22 protein-coding genes are annotated in these 19,348 nt (G+C 62.0%); 15 read left to right on the forward strand and 7 right to left on the reverse strand.

What is annotated here, in order from left to right; translation table 11 throughout:
• Positions 1-75 precede the first annotated feature (75 nt).
• The 4 genes from choW (at position 76) to AC1DLT_RS29325 (ending at position 3,284) form a co-directional block, all read left to right on the forward strand.
• Positions 76-918 (forward strand): choline ABC transporter permease subunit, encoded by an 843-nt coding sequence (gene choW, locus AC1DLT_RS29310; protein WP_038549479.1) that lies wholly within the window; start codon positions 76-78, stop codon positions 916-918.
• Positions 915-1,979, forward strand: coding sequence for a choline ABC transporter ATP-binding protein (gene choV / locus AC1DLT_RS29315; protein WP_038544332.1), 1,065 nt, complete (start codon positions 915-917; stop codon positions 1,977-1,979). Before choW ends, choV begins: the two co-directional genes overlap by 4 nt.
• Before the next feature lie 102 nt (positions 1,980-2,081).
• A complete protein-coding gene (locus AC1DLT_RS29320) occupies positions 2,082-2,840 on the forward strand; it encodes a HugZ family pyridoxamine 5'-phosphate oxidase (protein ID WP_477489058.1) in 759 nt (252 codons plus the stop codon).
• A gap of 123 nt (positions 2,841-2,963) precedes the next feature.
• On the forward strand, positions 2,964-3,284 hold the full coding sequence (locus tag AC1DLT_RS29325) for an ArsR/SmtB family transcription factor (RefSeq protein WP_038544336.1): 321 nt from the start codon (positions 2,964-2,966) through the stop codon (positions 3,282-3,284).
• A gap of 124 nt (positions 3,285-3,408) precedes the next feature.
• Here AC1DLT_RS29325 and AC1DLT_RS29330 read toward each other — a convergent pair whose 3' ends face one another.
• Together AC1DLT_RS29330 and AC1DLT_RS29335 are read right to left on the reverse strand one after the other, a co-directional pair.
• Complete coding sequence (locus AC1DLT_RS29330) at positions 3,409-3,789, reverse strand: response regulator (RefSeq protein ID WP_038588450.1); 381 nt, start codon at positions 3,787-3,789, stop codon at positions 3,409-3,411.
• A 4-nt stretch (positions 3,790-3,793) separates the two neighbouring features.
• Positions 3,794-5,797 carry a GAF domain-containing protein gene (locus tag AC1DLT_RS29335; protein WP_477489059.1) on the reverse strand — a complete coding sequence of 668 codons (2,004 nt, stop codon included), beginning with the start codon at positions 5,795-5,797 and terminating at the stop codon, positions 3,794-3,796.
• 318 nt (positions 5,798-6,115) lie between these two features.
• Here AC1DLT_RS29335 and aptA point away from each other — a divergent pair, with 318 nt between their 5' ends.
• Entirely contained in the window at positions 6,116-7,444 is a 1,329-nt protein-coding gene (aptA, locus tag AC1DLT_RS29340) for an omega-aminotransferase AptA (protein ID WP_477489060.1), read from the forward strand.
• Between the two features lie 245 nt (positions 7,445-7,689).
• On the opposite strand, the gene AC1DLT_RS29345 is transcribed toward aptA, so the two are convergent.
• On the reverse strand, positions 7,690-8,529 hold the full coding sequence (locus AC1DLT_RS29345; protein ID WP_477489061.1) for an alpha/beta fold hydrolase: 840 nt from the start codon (positions 8,527-8,529) through the stop codon (positions 7,690-7,692).
• A 274-nt stretch (positions 8,530-8,803) separates the two neighbouring features.
• Between AC1DLT_RS29345 and AC1DLT_RS29350 the strand changes: the two genes are divergently transcribed.
• Positions 8,804-9,244: a MarR family winged helix-turn-helix transcriptional regulator gene (locus AC1DLT_RS29350; RefSeq protein WP_477489062.1), complete on the forward strand. Its 441-nt coding sequence runs from the start codon at positions 8,804-8,806 to the stop codon at positions 9,242-9,244.
• 280 nt (positions 9,245-9,524) lie between these two features.
• Complete coding sequence (locus tag AC1DLT_RS29355) at positions 9,525-10,631, forward strand: branched-chain amino acid ABC transporter substrate-binding protein (RefSeq protein ID WP_477489063.1); 1,107 nt, start codon at positions 9,525-9,527, stop codon at positions 10,629-10,631.
• A gap of 79 nt (positions 10,632-10,710) precedes the next feature.
• Here AC1DLT_RS29355 and AC1DLT_RS29360 read toward each other — a convergent pair whose 3' ends face one another.
• Complete coding sequence (locus AC1DLT_RS29360) at positions 10,711-11,172, reverse strand: Lrp/AsnC family transcriptional regulator (protein ID WP_477489064.1); 462 nt, start codon at positions 11,170-11,172, stop codon at positions 10,711-10,713.
• Between the two features lie 99 nt (positions 11,173-11,271).
• On the opposite strand from AC1DLT_RS29360, the gene AC1DLT_RS29365 reads away from it, so the two are divergent.
• The 4 genes from AC1DLT_RS29365 (at position 11,272) to AC1DLT_RS29380 (ending at position 14,512) form a co-directional block, all read left to right on the forward strand.
• Entirely contained in the window at positions 11,272-12,231 is a 960-nt protein-coding gene (locus AC1DLT_RS29365; protein WP_477489065.1) for a threonine ammonia-lyase, read from the forward strand.
• A gap of 81 nt (positions 12,232-12,312) precedes the next feature.
• Positions 12,313-14,010 carry an adenine deaminase gene (ade, locus tag AC1DLT_RS29370; RefSeq protein ID WP_477489066.1) on the forward strand — a complete coding sequence of 566 codons (1,698 nt, stop codon included), beginning with the start codon at positions 12,313-12,315 and terminating at the stop codon, positions 14,008-14,010.
• A 50-nt stretch (positions 14,011-14,060) separates the two neighbouring features.
• Positions 14,061-14,261, forward strand: coding sequence for a hypothetical protein (locus AC1DLT_RS29375; RefSeq protein WP_477489067.1), 201 nt, complete (start codon positions 14,061-14,063; stop codon positions 14,259-14,261).
• Positions 14,258-14,512, forward strand: coding sequence for a ParE family toxin-like protein (locus AC1DLT_RS29380; RefSeq protein WP_477489068.1), 255 nt, complete (start codon positions 14,258-14,260; stop codon positions 14,510-14,512). Before AC1DLT_RS29375 ends, AC1DLT_RS29380 begins: the two co-directional genes overlap by 4 nt.
• Before the next feature lies 1 nt (position 14,513).
• Here the strand turns inward: AC1DLT_RS29380 and AC1DLT_RS29385 are convergent, their stop codons facing one another.
• Together AC1DLT_RS29385 and AC1DLT_RS29390 are read right to left on the reverse strand one after the other, a co-directional pair.
• Positions 14,514-14,882, reverse strand: coding sequence for an Atu4866 domain-containing protein (locus AC1DLT_RS29385; RefSeq protein WP_477489069.1), 369 nt, complete (start codon positions 14,880-14,882; stop codon positions 14,514-14,516).
• Complete coding sequence (locus AC1DLT_RS29390; protein ID WP_157885155.1) at positions 14,875-15,012, reverse strand: hypothetical protein; 138 nt, start codon at positions 15,010-15,012, stop codon at positions 14,875-14,877. Before AC1DLT_RS29390 ends, AC1DLT_RS29385 begins: the two co-directional genes overlap by 8 nt.
• A 209-nt stretch (positions 15,013-15,221) precedes the next feature.
• Here AC1DLT_RS29390 and AC1DLT_RS29395 point away from each other — a divergent pair, with 209 nt between their 5' ends.
• The 4 genes from AC1DLT_RS29395 (at position 15,222) to AC1DLT_RS29410 (ending at position 17,670) form a co-directional block, all read left to right on the forward strand.
• Positions 15,222-16,124, forward strand: coding sequence for an AraC family transcriptional regulator (locus AC1DLT_RS29395; protein WP_477489070.1), 903 nt, complete (start codon positions 15,222-15,224; stop codon positions 16,122-16,124).
• Between the two features lie 78 nt (positions 16,125-16,202).
• On the forward strand, positions 16,203-16,616 hold the full coding sequence (locus AC1DLT_RS29400) for an ArsR/SmtB family transcription factor (protein WP_477489071.1): 414 nt from the start codon (positions 16,203-16,205) through the stop codon (positions 16,614-16,616).
• Entirely contained in the window at positions 16,613-17,146 is a 534-nt protein-coding gene (locus AC1DLT_RS29405) for an SRPBCC family protein (RefSeq protein WP_477489072.1), read from the forward strand. The genes AC1DLT_RS29400 and AC1DLT_RS29405 overlap by 4 nt, the downstream gene beginning before the upstream one ends.
• Before the next feature lie 110 nt (positions 17,147-17,256).
• Positions 17,257-17,670, forward strand: a complete 414-nt coding sequence (locus AC1DLT_RS29410; RefSeq protein ID WP_477489073.1) for a GFA family protein — start codon at positions 17,257-17,259, stop codon at positions 17,668-17,670.
• Positions 17,671-17,677: 7 nt separating this feature from the next.
• Here AC1DLT_RS29410 and bglA read toward each other — a convergent pair whose 3' ends face one another.
• On the reverse strand, positions 17,678-19,327 hold the full coding sequence (bglA, locus tag AC1DLT_RS29415) for a beta-galactosidase BglA (protein ID WP_477489074.1): 1,650 nt from the start codon (positions 19,325-19,327) through the stop codon (positions 17,678-17,680).
• Between the last annotated feature and the right edge of the window lie 21 nt (positions 19,328-19,348).

Below are 19,348 nucleotides of genomic sequence, written 5' to 3' on the forward strand. Positions count from 1 at the left end.
CGAAAATGTTTCCGGGGCGGCGCACCGCCTGCCCCGGAGCCCGCCCTTTCTCTCCTTATGGACGGCAGTTTTCTCGTGGATTGGATCGCAGACCATCGAATACCTATAGGTTCCTGGGCGAAGGCGGTCGTTGACTGGTTGACGGCGAATGCCGACTGGTTTTTCGACTGGCTTTCTTCCGTTCTCCTGGCCGTGATCGACGGGCTTTTGTGGTGTCTTGCGACACCGCATCCGCTATTCGTCATGGCCGCCATGACCGGGCTTTCCTGGTGGCTGCGCCGTTCCCTCGTGCTCGCAGCCTTCACCTTCTTCGGTCTGCTCCTGATCTTTAACCAGGGTTACTGGAAAGAGACGACCGAAACGCTGGCTCTGGTGCTCGCATCGACCGCCGTCAGCATGGTGGTCGGCGTGCCGCTTGGCATTGCCGCTGCCCGACGCCAATGGTTCTACGAAGCCATGCGGCCGGTCCTCGACCTGATGCAGACACTGCCGAGCTTCGTTTACCTGATCCCGGCGCTGATCCTCTTCGGCCTCGGCATGGTTCCGGGCCTGATCGCCACCGTCATCTTCGCGATCCCGGCGCCTATCCGCCTCACCCGTCTCGGCATCGTCTCGACCCCGAGCTCGCTTCGGGAAGCGGCGGTCGCCTTCGGTGCCACTCCGTCGCAGATCCTGCGCAAGGTGGAACTGCCCTACGCAATGCCGCAGATCATGGCCGGCCTCACCCAGACGATCATGCTTTCGCTCTCAATGGTCGTCATCGCCGCGCTGGTCGGCGCCAACGGCCTCGGCGTACCGGTGCTGCGGGCACTGAATACCGTCAACGTCGCGCGCGGCTTCGATTCAGGCCTGTGCATCGTCATCTTGGCGATCATCCTCGACCGCATGTTCCGCACATCGACGGGAGACGGCCAATGACAGCCCAGAAAACCGATTGCGTCGTTTTCGACAATGTCGACATCGTCTTCGGCGACAAGCCGGAACGGGCGCTGGCGATGGTCGACCAGGGCAAGACCCGCGACGAGATCAGTGCCGCGACCGGCATCGTCCTGGGCGTCGCCAATGCGTCGCTCACCATCCACGAGGGCGAAATCCTCGTCCTGATGGGCCTGTCCGGCTCGGGCAAATCAACGCTGCTGCGCGCCGTCAACGGGCTCGCGCCGGTCGTGCGCGGCAATGTCAGCGTCGCCACGTCCTCGGGCCCGGTCGATCCCTACAAGTCGAGCCCCAAAGTGCTGCGGGATCTGCGCATGCACACGGTCTCGATGGTCTTCCAGCAGTTCGGCCTTCTCCCCTGGCGCACGGTCGCTGAAAATGTCGGCTTTGGGCTGGAACTTGCCGGCGTTCCGGATGCCGAGCGTGCCAAGCAGGTCAACGAACAGCTCGAACTGGTCAACCTGACGAAATGGGCCGGCCGCAAGGTCGGCGAACTCTCCGGCGGCATGCAGCAGCGCGTCGGCCTTGCTCGCGCCTTTGCGACCGGTGCGCCGATCCTACTCATGGACGAGCCCTTCTCGGCGCTCGATCCGCTGATCCGCACCCGCCTGCAGGACGAGCTTCTCGAATTCCAGCGCCGGCTGAAGAAGACCATCCTCTTCGTCAGCCACGATCTCGACGAAGCCTTCCGGATCGGCAATCGCATCGCCATCATGGAGGGCGGGCACATCATCCAATGCGGCACGCCGCAGGAGATCGTCCGGGCGCCGGCCGACCAGTATGTCGCCGATTTCGTGCAGCACCTCAACCCGATCAGCATGCTGACCGCAGGCGACGTGATGCGGGCCGGCGTAAGCACCACGGCAGGCACCACGACTGTCGCTGGCACCGCGCTGTCGACAACGCCGCTCGTCGATATCCTCGATGCGCTGTCGCGTCAGCCGGGCGCCATCGGGGTGGTCGACAACGGCACGATCATCGGTACCATTTCGTCCGATGACGTGATTGCCGGCCTGACCCGCCATCGCCGACGCGACGGCTGATAAGCTGAGCCGCAAAATCACCTTTCGTTTAGTGTCGCCGGATGGTATGCCGACGGCTGAGCCGGGTCGCTTTCCCGGCAACTGAACAAGGAGAGGGACGCGTTGACGGACGAACAGCAGACCGGGAAGACCGACAGGCCGCAGGTGCTGCGTGACACCGACGACGAGGCCCGCCGGCTTGCCCGCACGCTGGTCCGTGGAGCGCGTCACATGGCGCTGGCGGTCCTCGATCCGGAAACCGGTTTCCCCTCAGCCAGCCGAGCCCTCACTGGCACCGACGTCGACGGCGTGCCGGTCATTCTCGTCTCCGGCCTCTCCGGCCATACGAAAGGCCTCATCGCCGACCCACGCTGCTCGCTTCTGGCCGGCGAGCCCGGCAAGGGCGATCCGCTCGCCCATCCGCGGATCACCGTTCAATGTCTCGCCGAGGACGTCGCCCGCGACACGCCCGAACATGCACGCATACGCCAGCGTTTTCTGGATCGTCATCCCAAGGCTGCATTGTATGCAGATTTCGGTGATTTCCGCTTTTTCCGAATCACTCCACAGGCAGCATCCCTGAATGGAGGATTCGGCCGTGCATACATGCTGCCTGGATCTAACCTCGTGATTCCCGAGCCGGGAATCACGGCGGAGTGGCTGGACCTCCAGGAAAATGTAAAAAATATGACCGAGCAGGCTCAGAAATTTGCTGCCCATATCGGCACGGAAAACGGGAAACTCTGGCGCTTCGGAGGCGTCGATCGAGCGGGAATCGACCTTATTGCGGGGGATTTTCAACTCAGGCACGAATTCGAAGTTCTTGCAAAGACTCCCGAAGCCGTTCTTGATTATGTTTTTGAGATCACTAAAATACGATAACTGGTTACCTGAAATTTAGGGATATACAATCCCTTTTGCTCCTTGCTAATTTTCACCCATAGGACGATGGGCCGGATTTTGAAGCCGGGGGCCGCTTTGGAATACGAGGGGAATTTAAAACGTATGGATACGATGGCACTATCTGAGCATTCCAACGCGGCCGCGGGCCTGCTGTCGGCCATGGCCAACCCGAAGCGGTTGATGATCCTGTGCTGCCTGGTGAAGGGCGAAGTCGCCGTGGGTGCGCTCGCGTCGCAGGTTGGCCTCAGCCAATCTGCGCTGTCTCAGCACCTCTCCAAGCTGCGGGCTCAGAAGCTGGTGAAGACCCGCCGCGATGCGCAGACCATTTATTACTCCAGCTCGTCCGAGTCGGTTCTCAAGGTCCTTGAAACGCTGGAAGAAATCTACTGTGCTCCGGTGCAGAAGAAATCCGCAGCCGCGTAGGAATGACAGCGCTGACATAGCATAACGCTGACCCGCCTCAGCGGCCGGCATAACGCCGGCAGCTGGGGCATTTCCGTGCCCGCCTGCCGACCGGATATGACGCTCCGTATCCGCGCGACCACGCCTAATGCGAGGCCATGCGACGCAGCGTTGCGGTCACCTTCTGCCAATCGTAGGGTTTGGAAAAGAACACGCTGCGATCGGGCAGGTCTTCCTCGCTCAAGCGGACCTGTCCCGAAACGATGATGATCTCGATCGGCGGCCAGCGGTCGCGCACGGCAGCCGCCAGCTTCATGCCGTTCATGCTGCCCGGCATGTCGATATCGGTAAAAACGATTCGGATATCCGTGCGCGTTTCCAGGATCGTCACCGCCTCATCGGCGTCGGCTGCCTCGACCGCCTCGAATCCTGCATCCTCCACGAGGTCGATTGCCATCATGCGCAGGATGGGCTCGTCCTCGACAACGAGGACAGCCTGTTTTTTTGGCGGTGCGGATCGTCCCATCCGGTCAGTCTGCCTGTGCTAGCTGAAGGAGCACAGCTGTCATCTCAGCGCTGAACCCCGGTTGATCATAACTAACGAGAACACCGCCGGTTCCGATCAATCCCATGCGAATAAGTTTTGAGCCGAAACCCGTGCGCTCCGGCTGGCGTGGGGGCGGCCCGCCGGTTTCCCGCCAGGAGAGATAGAAGGTCGCGCCGTCTCCCGCGCCTTCAATGCGCCAGTCGATCGCAACCCTCCCCGTATCGTTCGAGAGCGCTCCGTATTTCACCGCGTTGGTCGTCAACTCGTGCAGCAGCAGGGAAAGCGAAAGCGAGCCCTTCGGGCCGAACCGAACGTTCGGACCCTGCGCGTCGATCCGGTCCCGCATGCCGATCCCGTTCATCGTTCGGTCGACGACGGCATAGACCGAGGCGCTGGTCCAGTTCTGCTCGAACAGGATGTCATGGGCAGTGCTCAGCGCATGCAGCCGCTTCTCGAAAGCCTCCACATGGTCGCGCTCGGTCACCGGCCGCAGCGTCTGGGTGGCGATCGCCTGCACCATCGACAGGGTGTTCTTCAGCCGATGGCTCATTTCCCTGCTGAGCATCTGCTGCTCTAGCTCGGCCTGAACCCGTGACATCGCGATCTGGATGCGGTTGCCGAAGCTGCGGACGAAGGAAATCTCTTCCTCCATCCAGGGATAAGGCTGGTCGTGATGGATGAAGGCGACGAGCCTGAAGCGCCCGAGTTCGAAGATCGGCACGTTGACGAGCACGCGGATGCCAAGCGCAAGAAGCGCCGGCGCGTGGTCGCGGGTGCGCGGATCGGTGGCGACGTCGGCGATGACAACGGCCTCCCCGCGCTTCAGGTCGTCGACAAAAGACCCGTAATCTCGGAAATGGTGCAGTCCCGCAAGGCTTTTCACGCCCGGCGCGCACCATTCGGGCGGCACCGACACCGTCTCGTCGGCCGCGTTGACGATGCCGAAACCGGCGCGCGTCGCGTCGAGTGCCCTGGCCATCAGGTCGCCGGCTGCGATCGCCATCGATTCCATGTCGCTGAGGTCGCGCAGCCGGTCGCCAAGATCGAGCAGGGCCTGCACGCGGGCAGCCTCCCGCTTGGCGGCGGTTACATCCCTGACGGTGCCGATCATCTTGACCGGCCGGCCTCTCTCATCATGGCGAAAGCTGGCATTGCGGGCGATCCAGCGCACGCCATAGCCCGGCACGCGAATGCGATATTCGACGTCGAGCGGGGCACTGCCCTTCCGTCTGGTCGCATCGTTGGACTGCAGATCCTTGTCCTGCGCCAGGACCATCTCCTCGACCACTCGGGTGGGATAGGTATCGGCGATAGGCAGGTGGAAAATTCGGCAGAACTCCCGTGACACCCGCATCATCGAGGTCCCGATATCAATTTCGAATGTGCCGACCCTTCCAGCCTCCTGCGCCGCCAGGCTCGCATTGACGCTGGAGCGAATATTGGCGCTGATCGACTTCTGGCGCCGGAACAGGTCATCCTTTCGCTGCGAGATGCGCCGCATTTCGAGGAGCGCGATAACCTGCCGGGCAAGAGCCTGCAGCGCCGCCTTCTGCCCCTCCTCCAGCCCCTGCGGCCGCGGCTCGACATCGATGACGCAGAGCGTGCCGATCACCACCTCGTCAGGCGTGATCAGCGGCGCGCCGGCGTAGAAGCGGATATGCGGTTCATCGGTAACCAGAGTATTCGCGCGGGTGCGCCGGTCGAGCTGCAGGTCGGGGATGACCAGCACATCGGAACTTCCGAGCGCATGGGCGCAGACCGACTGCTCGATCGGCGTCTCGCAAGCCTCGAACCCGACGCGCGCCTTGAACCACTGCCGGTCCTTCTCGACCAGGCTGACGAGCGCCACGGGCGTGCCGCAGAGCGTGGAAGCGACAAGCACGATATCGTCGAACTCCGGCTCCGGCTCGGTGTCCATGATATTATAGGCATCGAGCGCTTCCAGCCGCTCAAGATGGATTTGTTCGTTCGGATCGGGATCGGCCAATGAGGGTCTCGGAATTGAAGTTTCAGGCGATATTGGCAGCTTTCGCCAAAAGACCAGAGAGACGCAATCAAATTTCACGACCGGTGGAAACCGCGTTGAAATCTTGAGCCTTTATCGAAATCCGTATCGATTGCCCCACCCAGCAACGCCAGTCCGAATCGATTTCGCTCCAACGCAGGAATTCGCAGCGGCCCTTTGTTCGAAGGCGGTTGACGCCTCCGATCCCCCTGATAATTTGACCATGCAGTCAAAACTTGGTGCAATGACGCCGACCGGGAAATGGCCACCCGAAGAAACCGAATGGCCATGGAGAATGTCATGTCCAACCGCCTGAATACCACGCCCAACGACCTGCGGGCGTTCTGGATGCCGTTTACGGCAAACCGCCAGTTCAAGCAGGAACCCCGCCTTTTCGTCGCTGCCAAGGATATGCATTACACGACCCATGACGGCCGCCAAGTGCTCGATGCCACCGCCGGCCTCTGGTGCGTCAATGCCGGCCACTGCCGCCCGAAGATCACCGAGGCGATCCGCGAGCAGGCCGGCGAGCTGGACTATGCGCCCGCCTTCCAACTGGGCCACCCCAAGGCTTTCGAACTCGCCAATCGTCTGGTCGATATCGCGCCAGAAGGCATGAACCACGTTCTCTATACCAATTCCGGCTCGGAATCGGTCGAGACGGCGCTGAAGGTGGCGCTCGCCTATCACCGGGTGAAGGGCAACGGCTCGCGCTTCCGCCTGATCGGCCGCGAGCGCGGTTATCACGGCGTCAATTTCGGCGGCATCTCGGTCGGCGGCATCGTCTCCAACCGCAAGATGTTCGGCACGCTTCTGACCGGCGTCGACCACCTGCCCCACACCCATCTGCCGGCCAAGAACGCCTTCACCAAGGGCGAACCGGAACATGGCGGCGATCTTGCGACCGAACTCGAGCGCATCGTCGCCCTGCATGACGCCTCGACCGTCGCCGCCGTCATCGTCGAGCCCGTCGCCGGCTCCACCGGCGTGCTGATCCCGCCGAAGGGTTACCTGCAGAAACTGCGCGAGATCTGCACCAAGCACGGCATCCTGCTGATCTTCGACGAAGTCATCACCGGTTTCGGCCGCCTCGGCGCGCCGTTCGCCGCCCAGTATTTCGACGTCAAGCCGGACATCATCACCACCGCCAAGGGCCTGACCAACGGCGTGATCCCGATGGGCGCCGTGTTCGTCACCTCCGAGATCCATGACGCGTTCATGACCGGCCCCGAGCACATGATCGAGTTCATGCACGGCTATACCTATTCCGGCAACCCAATCGCCTCGGCTGCCGGCCTTGCGACGCTTGAAACCTACAAGGAAGAAGGCCTGTTCGACCGCGCCCGCGACATCGCCCCCTATTGGGAAGCGGGCCTGCATTCGCTGAAGGATCTGCCTAACGTCATCGACATCAGAAACCTCGGCCTGATCGGCGCGATCGAACTCGATCCGATCGCCGGCGAACCCACCAAGCGCGCCTTCACGGCCTTCCTGAAGGCATATGAAAACGGCCTGCTGATCCGGACCACCGGCGACACCATCGCCATGTCCCCGCCGCTGATCGTCGAAAAACACCATATCGACGAGATTTTCGGCAAGCTGCGCGAGATCTTGACGAGCAATATCTGAGGCAAGGTCGAAGCGGACGGAATTTGCCCCTCACCCTAACCCTCTCCCCGCGCGCGGGGCGAGGGGACGTGCCCGTTCTAAGCCCCTGCGATTGGGGCAGACCGGCGCGGCATATCCCTTCTCCCCGTCAGAACGGGGAGAAGGTGGCGGCAGCCGGATGAGGGGTATCGCCGAGCGAACGGCCCTTCAAAAAAGGCGGCTTTAACGGCCGTCTCTTTTCATTTTTGAGCACTACCCCTAAAACCTCAGCCCTTGAAGAACGCCAGCAGATCCGCGTTGATCGCATCCGCATGCGTGGTCGCCATGCCGTGCGGAAAACCTTCATAGACCTTCAGCGTGCCGTTCTTGAGAAGCTTGACCGCGAGCAGGGCCGAGTCGGCGATCGGGACGATCTGATCGTCGTCGCCATGCAAAACGAGAACCGGCACGTCGATCGCCTTCAGGTCTTCGGTGAAGTCGGTTTCCGAAAACGCCTTGATGCAATCGTAATGGGCCTTGGTGCCGCCCATCATGCCCTGCCGCCACCAATTGGCGATGACGCCTTCCGAAACGGTCGCGCCCTCACGGTTGAAGCCGTAGAACGGGCCGGCCGGAACGTCGCGGAAGAACTGCGCACGATTGGCAGCAAGCGCTGCGCGAAAACCGTCGAAGACTTCGAGAGGCAGGCCGCCCGGGTTATTGTCCGTCTTCAACATGATCGGCGGCACGGCGCCCATCAGCACGGCCTTGGCAACCCGGCCACCGCCGCCATACTGGGCAACGTAGCGGGCAACTTCGCCGCCGCCGGTCGAATGGCCGACATGGATGGCGTTTTTCAGGTTGAGATGGGCGGCGAGCTCGGCAACATCGGCAGCGTAGGTATTCATTTCGTTGCCGGTGTCGGTCTGGGTCGAACGGCCGTGGCCGCGGCGGTCATGGGCGATTACGCGAAAACCCTGATGCAGGAAAAACAGCATCTGGGCGTCCCAATCGTCGGCCGAGAGCGGCCAGCCGTGATGAAAGACGACCGGCTGGGCGTCCTTCGAACCCCAGTCCTTGTAAAATATCTGCGTGCCGTCCTTGGTGGTGATGAAATTGCTGGTCATGGTTCTCGTGTCCTTTCGAAACTGATTTTTCAATGACTGCGACATGAATGGCGGGCGCGGCAGTAAAAGGGCCGGCCAGGCATTCATAGTACCGTTGCGTGTCGTTCCTTTGAACCGCACCCTTCGGATTCTCGCGATCTCTATACCTCGATATTTGTTATCGCGATAAACATATGGGTAGCGGCATCCTGTGATCCTGTCTACAAAAATATTTATCGCGATATCAAAATTATGCTATACGTCGCGAAGGACCTGGAACAACACCGGAGCAAGCATGCCCGCCTCCCCCCTTCCGCCGCTCGACGAGCAGCTCTGCTTCTCGCTCTATACGGCCCACATCGCCATCAATCGCGTCTACAAGCCGATGCTCGACGACATGGGCATCACCTATCCGCAATACCTCGTTATGAGCGTGCTCGGCGAACAGGACGGCTCGACGATCGGCACGATCGCGGAAAGGCTGGGCCTGGAATCGAGCACCATCACCCCGCCCGTCAAGCGGCTCGAACAGGCCGGACTGCTGGAGCGCCGCCGCAGCAAGACGGACGAGCGGCAAGTACATGTCTGGTTGACCGATGCCGGCCGCGTCCTGATTGCGAAGAGCACATGCCTCGGCGACACCCTGATGGAGCGGTCCGGCATGACCCCGAAGGAGTTCCAGGCCTTCAACGGGCAGATCCAGGCCTTCCTCGGAGCCCTGGAACGCAAGGACTAGCTTCGCCGGGAATCATGGAAGTCGGCAAACATCCGCAATTTCCGGGCAATCCCTGTTGAAAACCACAAAATTCGCGGCCGTTTTGTTATCTTCTTGCGGAAATCTGGCGGAATTCATACAGAATTGGTGGCCGGTCGCCGAAAGCCAAATATGGCTCGGCACGGTATCGACCGCATCGCCATCCGTCCTTGGCACGACCGCGCCCGGCGCGACATCGAAGACGGAAGGCAGGGATGCGGCGTTCACCGCGGGCTTGAGCCCCCCATCCAAGGAGACCAAAATGAACCTCAAGACGTTTCTGGGAGCGACAGCACTCGCCTCGCTGACCTTCGCACCGCTTGCTCATGCCGATATCGTTATCGGCCTGATCGCCCCGCTCACCGGCCCCGTCGCGGCCTACGGCGACCAGGTCAAGAACGGCGCCGAAACCGCCGTTGCGGAAATCAACAAGAAGGGCGGCATTCTCGGCGAAAAGGTCGTCCTGAAGGCGGCCGACGACGCCGCGGAACCCAAGCAGGGCGTTTCGGCCGCAAACCAGTTGGTCGGCGAAGGCATCCGCTTCGTCGTCGGCCCCGTGACGTCAGGCGTCGCCATGCCGGCTTCCGATGCGCTTGCCGAAAACGGCGTGCTGATGGTCACACCCACCGCCACCACACCGGCCCTCACCACGCGCGGCCTCACCAACGTGTTCCGCACCTGCGGCCGCGACGACCAGCAGGCCGTTGTCGCCGCCAATTACGTTCTCAAGACCTTCAAGGACAAGAAAGTCGCGATCATCAACGACAAGGGCGCCTATGGCAAAGGCCTTGCCGACGCCTTCAAGGCAGCGCTGAACGCCGGCGGCGTCAAGGAAGTGCTAGACGACGCGGTCACCCCGGGCGACAAGGATTTCAGCGCGCTGACGACCCGCCTGAAGTCGCAGAATGTCGACGTGATCTATTTCGGCGGTTACCATCCGGAAGGCGGCCTGCTCGCCCGCCAGCTCGCCGATCTCGGCGTCAAGGCGACGATCATCGGCGGCGACGGCCTGTCGAACAGCGAGTTCTGGAACATCGGCACCAAGGCCGCGGCCGGCACGGTGTTCACCAACGCATCCGACGCCACCAAGAGCCCGGATTCCAAGGCTGCCGCCGAAGCGCTCGCCGCCCGCAAAATCCCCGCCGAAGCCTTCACGCTGAACGCCTATGCCGCCGTCGAAGTCATCAAGGCCGGTATCGAAAAGGCAAAGAGCGCCGAGGATACGGAAGCGGTGGCCGCGGCCATCAAGTCCGGCGAACCGATCGCCACCGCCATCGGCAAGCTCACCTACGGCAAGACGGGCGACCTCACCTCGCAGAGCTTTTCCCTGTTCAAATGGGAAGACGGCAAGATCGTCGCCGCCGAGTGACATCTTTCAAATCGCATGACCAGCGGGCGCCTTCGGGCGCCCGTTTGTTTTGAGCCTCGTTCTCGGACGCCGGCTGGGCTCACTCGACATGCACCGCCAGCGTCCGCTTCAGCGTCTTCAGCACGACGCTCGTCGTGAATTTGCGGATATTCGGGTTCATCTCCATCATCCGGTCCGCCAGCACATCGAAATGCTCGACGGACTGGACGAGGATCACCAGCGTGAAATCGCCCCGGCCGGACGTACCCCAGGCCTCCTGCACTTCCGGCGTATCCGCCACCCAGCGCAGGAACGGCGGCATGAGCTCCGGCCGGTCGCGCTCCAGCTCCACCTCCACCAGCATGGAAACGGCCATGCCCACCTTTTTCGGATCAACGATCGAAACGTCCCGCAGGATCACCTTGTCCTCTCGAAGCTTCTGCAGCCGCCGCTGTGCCGAGGAGAGCGACAGACCCGCATGCTCGGCCAGCTCGTTCAAGGTGATGGTCGCATCCCGCTGCACGAGCTTGAGGATTTGGCGATCGGCTTTCGTCAGTGCCATAAGAGAATTTCCCGGTTTTAAAGCAAATTCCGGGAGATATTCCTGGTTATGAGCATGACTTCAGGAATTCTACCGGCTTTTCGTTGGCATCTTAACCCCATGACACAAAACCAGCCACACCCTTCCGCCGACGGTATTCTCGCTGCGTCGAAAAGCATCGATCCCGTCTTCACCAACAGCCCGTTGATCGAGCAGCAGACGGCCAATACGGCTCTCGGCCTTCGCCTCCTTGCGAAGGTGGAGACGCTCAATCCGATCCGTTCCTTCAAGGGACGCGGCACCGACTGGTGGATGCAGAACGAACCGGCCGGCGACCAGCCCGTCGTCTCCGCCTCCGCCGGCAATTTCGGCCAGGGGCTCGCCTATGCCGGCCGGGCGCGCGGACGCAAGGTGGTGATCTTTTCCGCCACCACCGCCAATCCCGGCAAGATCGAGGCGATGCGCCGCCTCGGCGCCGACGTGCGGCTGGAAGGCAGTGATTTCGACGCCGCCAAAGCCGCCGCACGTGCCTATGCGCAAGCGAATGGCTGCCCCTTTGTCGAAGACGGCGCATTGCGGAGTATCGCCGAAGGGGCAGGCACGATCGCGCTGGAAATCACCGAGCGCCTCTCCCGGCAAGCTGTCGAACTCGACGCCATCCTCGTGCCGCTCGGCAATGGCGCGCTTCTGACCGGGATCGGCACCTGGATCCGCGCCAGGGCACCGAACTGCAAGGTCATCGGCGTGGTCGCCGCCAATGCGCCTGCCATGAAGCAATCTCATGAAACCGGCCGGCTCGTCTCCACGGAGACCGCAGCAACCGCGGCCGATGGCATCGCGGTTCGGGAATGCGTCCCTTACGCACTGGACTGCATGAGGACGACTGTCGATGAGGTTTGGGAAGCCAGCGAAGCGGCCATCCGCCAGGCGCGGGATTTCTGCCGCATCCACTACGGCCTCATTGTCGAGGAAGCCGGCGCCGCCGGCATTGCCGGTCTCCTGGAAAACGGCGCGAACCTCAAAGGCCGAACCGTCGCCACCATCCTCTGCGGCGGCAATGTCCGCACGGATATCGCATGACGTCTCGCCTGCATCGATCGCCCCTCCCCGTTTCCTCATGGAACGGGTAGGTTAGGAGACCGATTCAGCGAGGAGCCTGCCATGACCACCCGTCTCGAAACGCTCATCGACCAGGGCACCGGCCGCGAACCCGCCGATATCGTGCTGAAGGGCGGACGCTTCTTCGATCTCGTCACCGGCGAACTCGTCGCCTCCGACATCGCCATCTGCGGTGACCGTATCGTCGGCACCTGCGGCGACTACGCCGGCAAGATTGAAATCGACATTTCTGGCGAGATCGTCGTCCCGGGCTTCATCGACACCCATCTCCACATCGAGAGTTCGCTGGTGACACCGCACGAGTTCGACCGCTGCGTCCTGCCCTACGGGGTGACGACGGCGATCTGCGATCCCCACGAGATCGCCAACGTGCTCGGCACCGAGGGCATACAATTTTTCCTGGATTCCTCGCTGGAAACGATCATGGACATCCGCGTCCAGCTCTCCTCCTGCGTGCCGGCCACCCATCTGGAGACGGCCGGCGCCGATCTGCCGATCGAAAAGCTGCTGCCCTTCCGCGATCACCCCAAGGTCATCGGCCTTGCCGAGTTCATGAATTTCCCGGGCGTCATTTATAAGGACCCGATCTGCCTCGCCAAGCTCGAGGCCTTCTACGGCGATCATATCGACGGCCACGCGCCGCTGCTGCGCGGCAATGATCTGAACGGCTATCTGTCCGCCGGCATCCGCACCGAACACGAATGCACGACCGCCGAAGAGGCGCTCGAAAAGATCCGCAAGGGCATGCATATCCTGGTGCGCGAAGGCTCGGTGTCGAAAGACCTGCACGCGCTGATGCCGCTCCTCACCGAGCGGCTGTCACCCTATCTCGCTCTCTGCACCGACGACCGCAATCCGCTCGACATCGCCGAACAGGGCCATCTCGACTACATGATCCGCACCGCGATCGCCCATGGCGTCGAGCCGCTCGCCGTCTACTGCGCCGCCTCGATTTCCGCCGCCAAGGCGTTCGGCTTGCGCGACCGCGGCCTCGTCGCCCCCGGCTGGCGGGCCGATCTCGTCGTCGTCGACAGCCTCGAAAACTGCAAGGCTGAGATGGTGTTCTCCGCCGGCCGCAAGGTCACCGACGAACTTTTCGCCACCCGCAGACCCGTCGCCCCGGTCGGTCTCGACAGCGTCAAGGCGCGCCCGGTGCAGGCGATGCATTTCGGCTTGCCTTTCACCGAGGGCGAAACTCCGGTCATCGGCGTGATGCCGGGCAAGATCATCACCGAACACCGCCGCTACCGCCTGCCGTCGGCGGGCAACCAGACCGGCGTCGATCTCGATCGCGACATCATCAAGGTCGCGGTCATCGAGCGGCATGGCAAGAACGGCAACCATGCCAATGGTTTCGTTCAGGGTTTCGGATTGAAGAAAGGGGCGATCGCCTCAACTGTCGGGCACGACAGCCACAACATCTGCGTCGTCGGCGTCAGCGAGGACGACATGGCGATGGCCGCCAACCGCCTCGGCGAAATCCACGGCGGCTTCGTGGTGGTCGAGGACGGCAAGGTCACCGGCGAGATCGCCCTGCCCATCGCGGGCCTGATGAGCCTCGAGCCCTACGAAGTGGTGCGCGACACCCTCCACCACCTCCGCCAGGCCGCCTACGCGCTCGGAACCACGCTCCAGGAACCCTTCCTCCAGGTCGCTTTCCTGCCGCTGCCCGTCATTCCGCACCTGAAGATTTCCGACAAGGGCATGGTCGATGTGGATAGGTTTGCGCTGATCGGGTGAGTTTGCAAATTCTCGACCGACGATTATCTTACTCGGAAATGAGGTGATCTATGACCAAGCTCGAGCAGATTGAAAAATCCGTGGCGCAACTTGACCCGAAAGAACTGGAAGCATTCTCGCTCTGGTTCGAAGAGTTTCAAGCCGAACGCTGGGATCGGCAGATCGAAAAAGACGACGCGGAAGGCAAATTCGATCGCCTTGCCGAGGAAGCCCTGGCCGAATTCCGTGCCGGCAAGACAAGATCGCTGTGAAGCACTATGCGACCCCGGGCTTTTGGGCCGCCTATGCAAAGCTGCCCAAACAGGTGCAAAAGCTTGCCGACGAAAATTTCGAACTCCTGAAGCTGTATCCGAAGCATCCATCATTACATTTCAAGCGCATCGGCACACGTTGGTCGGTTCGGGTCGGAAAATCCTGGAGGGCGCTGGCCATCCAGGACGGGGAGGATTTCATCTGGTTCTGGATTGGCTCGCACGCTGATTACGACAAGCTGATCGGTTAGCTCACCGCCGCCGCAACACCATCCCCGCATGATAGAGCACTCCGTCGCGAAAATCGCCGTCGGCGGTGAAGCCGGTGTCGTCCTTGTAGTCGATATGGTCGCCGGTCACCCAGTAGCGGCCCTCATAGGCCCTTTCGCGGGTGCCGCGCGCTTCCACATAACGGCCGTTCGGCAGCAGTTCGTGGCGGATGTGGTTGTCCTCGGTCACCCACATTCCGGCATAGGGATGTTCAGCCATGGTCTTCTCCTGTTCCGTGATGTCGTGTGCAAGCGCCGTAAACGTCGCGATGAAGGCGAAGGCTGCCGCAAAGGCGGCAAACGGGAGCGGGGCTCGGAAACCCGAGGGGGCGCGAAAAAGTCTTTCAGCCATTGAGATATTCCCTCCTGAGCATCCGTTCGCGGCGGCGTCTTTGCGTGCCGCGGGAACGTTTGAGGAAGCCGCTGGCAAAATCGGCGGCCCAATGGAAGGGGCTTTCAAGTAAGCGCTGAAAATTGCTCATCACCATCTCCATTTGCATCCGGGCTGGTTCGATCGGACGAGCCGAATATGGTGGAAAGCAGCGGGCGAGCGGTAGACCAGTCCTCCGGCATGATTGCACGATCCTCCGAAGCTCAATTGAAATGGCCACCGGCGCCACCATATGATGCCCACACCAAACCGCGGACATCCTGTATTCCGCGGCATTCACACCTCCGCACGAGGCCCAGGATGGAAAAACTCGATCAACTCGCCCGACTGATTGCACAAAACACCGATGGCGACGGCGTGTTCGAAACGGCGATCCCGCGCCTGTCGGTGATCCGCATGTCGAAGCCGACCGAGCCGCTGCACGCCATCCATCAGCCGGCGGTGTGCATCATCGCGCAAGGGGCGAAACAGGTCATGCTGGCCGACGATATCTTTCGCTACAGCCCCGGCCAGTATCTGGTCGTCTCGGTCGACATGCCGGTCACCGGCCAGGTCATCGAGGCTAATCAGGACAAGCCCTATCTCTGCCTGCGCCTCGATCTCGACCTGAAGCTGCTGAGCGAGATGCTGGTGGACATGCCGGCTGCGCCAGGTGTCCCGAGCATGCGCAAGAAATGCATCGGCCTCAGTCACACAACCCCGGAATTCCTTGATGCCGCACTCCGCCTCGCCCAGCTTCTCGATAGGCCCGACGAGATCGCCTATCTCGCACCGCTGATCGAGCGCGAACTGATGTTCCGGCTGCTGCGTGGCGATCAGGCCGAGATGATCCGTCAAATCCTCGCCCCTGAAAACCGGTTGCAGCAGGTCAACCGGGCGATTTCCTGGATCCGCCAGAACTTTTCCGCCCCCTTTTCGATCGAGCAGGTGGCGATCGAAGCACGCATGAGCACGTCCTCTCTGCACCAGCATTTTCGCGAGGTGACGGCGATGAGCCCGCTGCAATACCAGAAGCAACTGCGCCTGCAGGAGGCCCGCCGCCTCATCCTCGGCAATGCCATGGATGCCGCCACCGCCGCCCATCAGGTCGGCTATGACAGTCCTTCGCAGTTCAGCCGCGAATACCGTCGCCTGTTCGGCGCCCCGCCGATCCAGGATATCACCCGGCTCAGAAGCGAACCGGTCCGCTACGCCGAGGCCTGATCCGCCCGGTTCCCTCTTCGCAAAAATTATTCAACCGATCGGTTGACAATAAAATCGCATGCGCGCATATTCAACCACATGGTTGAATTAAGCACATATCCGATCGATACGGTCTTTCACGCCCTCAGCGACGGCACACGCCGCCGCATGCTCCGCGAGTTGGCGCAGGGCGAGCGCACCGTCAGCCAGTTGGCCGAGCCGCACGACATGTCGCTCGCGGCGGCCTCGAAACATATCAAGGTGCTGGAAGGCGCCGGGCTGATCCGCCGCGAAATTCACGGCCGCACCCATCTCTGCCGCCTCGAACCCGGCCCGCTTGCAACCGCCCACGAATGGCTCACCTTCTATGAGCGCTTCTGGACCAACAGGCTCGATATCCTGGAACGCCTTCTCAGGGAGGAGGACGCTCAAAAGAGCGCCCGGGACGAGATCCGGAAGAGCCCGCTGAAATCCCCTGCCCCACGGAAATCTGAAACGGGAGAAGACCAATGAACGACATGACATCGTTGAACAAATACGGCGCTGTGGCCGAACCTTTCGCCTTTAGCATCCAGCGCCGGTTGCCCGGCCCCATCGAACGAATCTGGGACTATCTCACCGACAGCGATCTTCGCCGCCAGTGGCTCGCGTCGGGCATCATACCGGCACAGGCGGGCAGCTCCTTCGAACTCACCTGGCGCAACGACGAACTGGCCGGCTCGGCCGAAGGCAGGCCGGAAGGCTTTCCCGCCGAACACAGCATTCAGAGCGAAGTGATCGCCTTCGAGCCTCCGCATCGCCTCGTCTTCTCGTGGCCGCCACGCGGCGAGGTCAGCTTTGAACTTCAGCCAGCCGGCAGCGAAATCCTGCTCACCGTCACGCACCGGCGGATCTCCGATCGCCGCAACATGGTCATGGTCGGCGCCGGCTGGCACATGCATCTCGACATCCTGGTCGCCCGGGCGACCGGCGCCAAGCCTGAACCGTTCTGGGAAGGCTGGAGCCGCCTCAAGGAAGATTACGACCGCCGCATCCCGGCCTGAAGCACGGTCGTCACCTCCGCCCCATGATCCACGACGCCTCGGGAGACTCGGGGCGGAGGTTTTCGCCAACGCCCACCGCCCGCGACTGGGCCATCCCATGGAGACAAGATATGAGCACCCATTTTACGGGCGGATGCGCCTGTGGCGCACTTCGTTATGAAATCTCCGCCGAACCGGCGGTCATGGTCGATTGCCAGTGCCGCCAGTGCCAGCGCGAAAGCGGCACTGGCCACGCCTCCCACCTCACCTTCCCAAGCGCTGCCGTCAAGGTCGAGGGCAATGCAACCCATTGGGAGGCGACAGGCGACGGCGGAACCGTCAAAAGGCGGGCCTTCTGCCCCACCTGCGGTTCGCCGGTCTACATGACGTTCCCGGCCATGCCGGATTATTTCGTCGTCCGCGCCGGCAGCCTCGACGATCCGAGCCTATACAAGCCGCAATTCGTGACCTGGCATGCCGCCGGCCACGCCTGGGACCATCTCGATCCGGCCCTGCCGAAATTCGAGAATATGCCGACGGCTTGAAGGACCGTCACACCCGCGCGCAGAACACGTCAAGGGCGTCGAGCTGCACCACGCCCTTCTCAAGCCGCGATACGAAGCCCGGCAGGTTGACCGGCAGGATTTCGCTCAGCCGTTTCGGCAGGGTGAAATCCTGGGCCTTGCGGGTCAGGTTGAAGACGAACAGCAGCTTTTCGCCGCCTTTCTCGCGCACGAAGGCGAGCAGGTCCTGATTGGTATCGAGGAAGGTCATGTCGCCGTCGACAAGCGGCGGATGCGCCTTGCGGAAGGCAAGTGCCGCCCGGTAGTGGTGCAGCACCGAATCCGAAAGCGCTTCCTGCGCGTCAACCGCTCGGGCCGCATGTTCGCCCGGAACTGGCAGCCAGGTTTTCGAACCCGTGGTGAAGCCGGCATGCGGTTCGCTCGTCTCCCACACCATCGGCGTACGGCATCCGTCGCGCCCCTTGAAGGCCGGCCAGAAGCGGATGCCGTAGGGATCGCGCAGATCCTCGAAGGAAAGCTCCGCCTCGGTCAGCCCCAGCTCCTCGCCCTGGTAGAGGCAGATAGAGCCGCGCAGAACCGAGATCAGTGTGATCGACAATTTGGCGACCCGGTCCTGTTCTTCCGGAGCCTCGATGAAGCGGGTCACATGCCGCACCACGTCGTGGTTGGAAAAGGCCCAGCACACCCAGCCGTTGGTCACCGTGTCCTGCACGGTCGTCATTACCTTGCGGATATAGGCCGCATTGAAGGCCGGGCCGAGCAGGTCGAACGTATAGCACATATGCAGCTTGTCGTTGCCGCTGGTGTAGATCGCAAGCGTCGTCAGCGAGCGCGGGCCGTCGCCGACCTCGCCGACCGTCGCGCGCCCCTCATAGGTGTCGAGCAGCGCCCGAAGCCGCTTCAGGAAGTCGATATTCTCCGGCTGGCTCTTGTCGTAGAGGTGGTTCTGCATCGAATAGGGGTTGGTATCGGTCTCCATGCCGGCACCGTCCGTGTCGTAGACCATCGGCGGGTTGTTGCGCAGCTGCTTGTCATGGAAATAGTAGTTGACCGTATCGAGCCGGAACCCGTGCACGCCGCGGTCGAGCCAGAAACGCACCGTGTCCAGCATGGCGTTCTGGACATCGGGATTGTGGAAATTGAGGTCCGGCTGGGCGATCAGGAAGTTGTGCATGTAATATTGCTTGCGCACGCCGTCCCATTCCCATCCCGGCCCGCCGAAGATCGACAGCCAGTTGTTGGGCGCCGTGCCGTCCGGCTTCGGATCGGCCCAGACATACCAGTCCGCCTTCGGATTGGTACGGCTTGAGCGGCTTTCGACGAACCACGGATGCCGGTCGGAGGTGTGGGAAATCACCTGGTCGATGATCACCTTCAGCCCAAGGCGATCGGCCTCCGCCATCATCTCGTCGAAATCGGCAAGCGCGCCGAACATCGGATCGACATTGCGGTAATCCGAGACGTCGTAGCCCATGTCGGCCATCGGCGAGGTGAAGAAGGGCGAAAGCCAGATTGCGTCGACGCCGAGCGAGGCGACATGCGGCAGGCGGGCGGTGATACCCTTGATATCGCCAATCCCGTCGCCGGTCGTGTCCTGAAAGGAGCGCGGATAGATCTGGTAGATCACCGCGCCGCGCCACCAGTTTGCATCGACCGCCTTCACCGCCTGTGTCGCCATCGTCCGACTCTCCTTCCTCAA

This window comes from Neorhizobium sp. 05N33 (assembly GCF_056397445.1).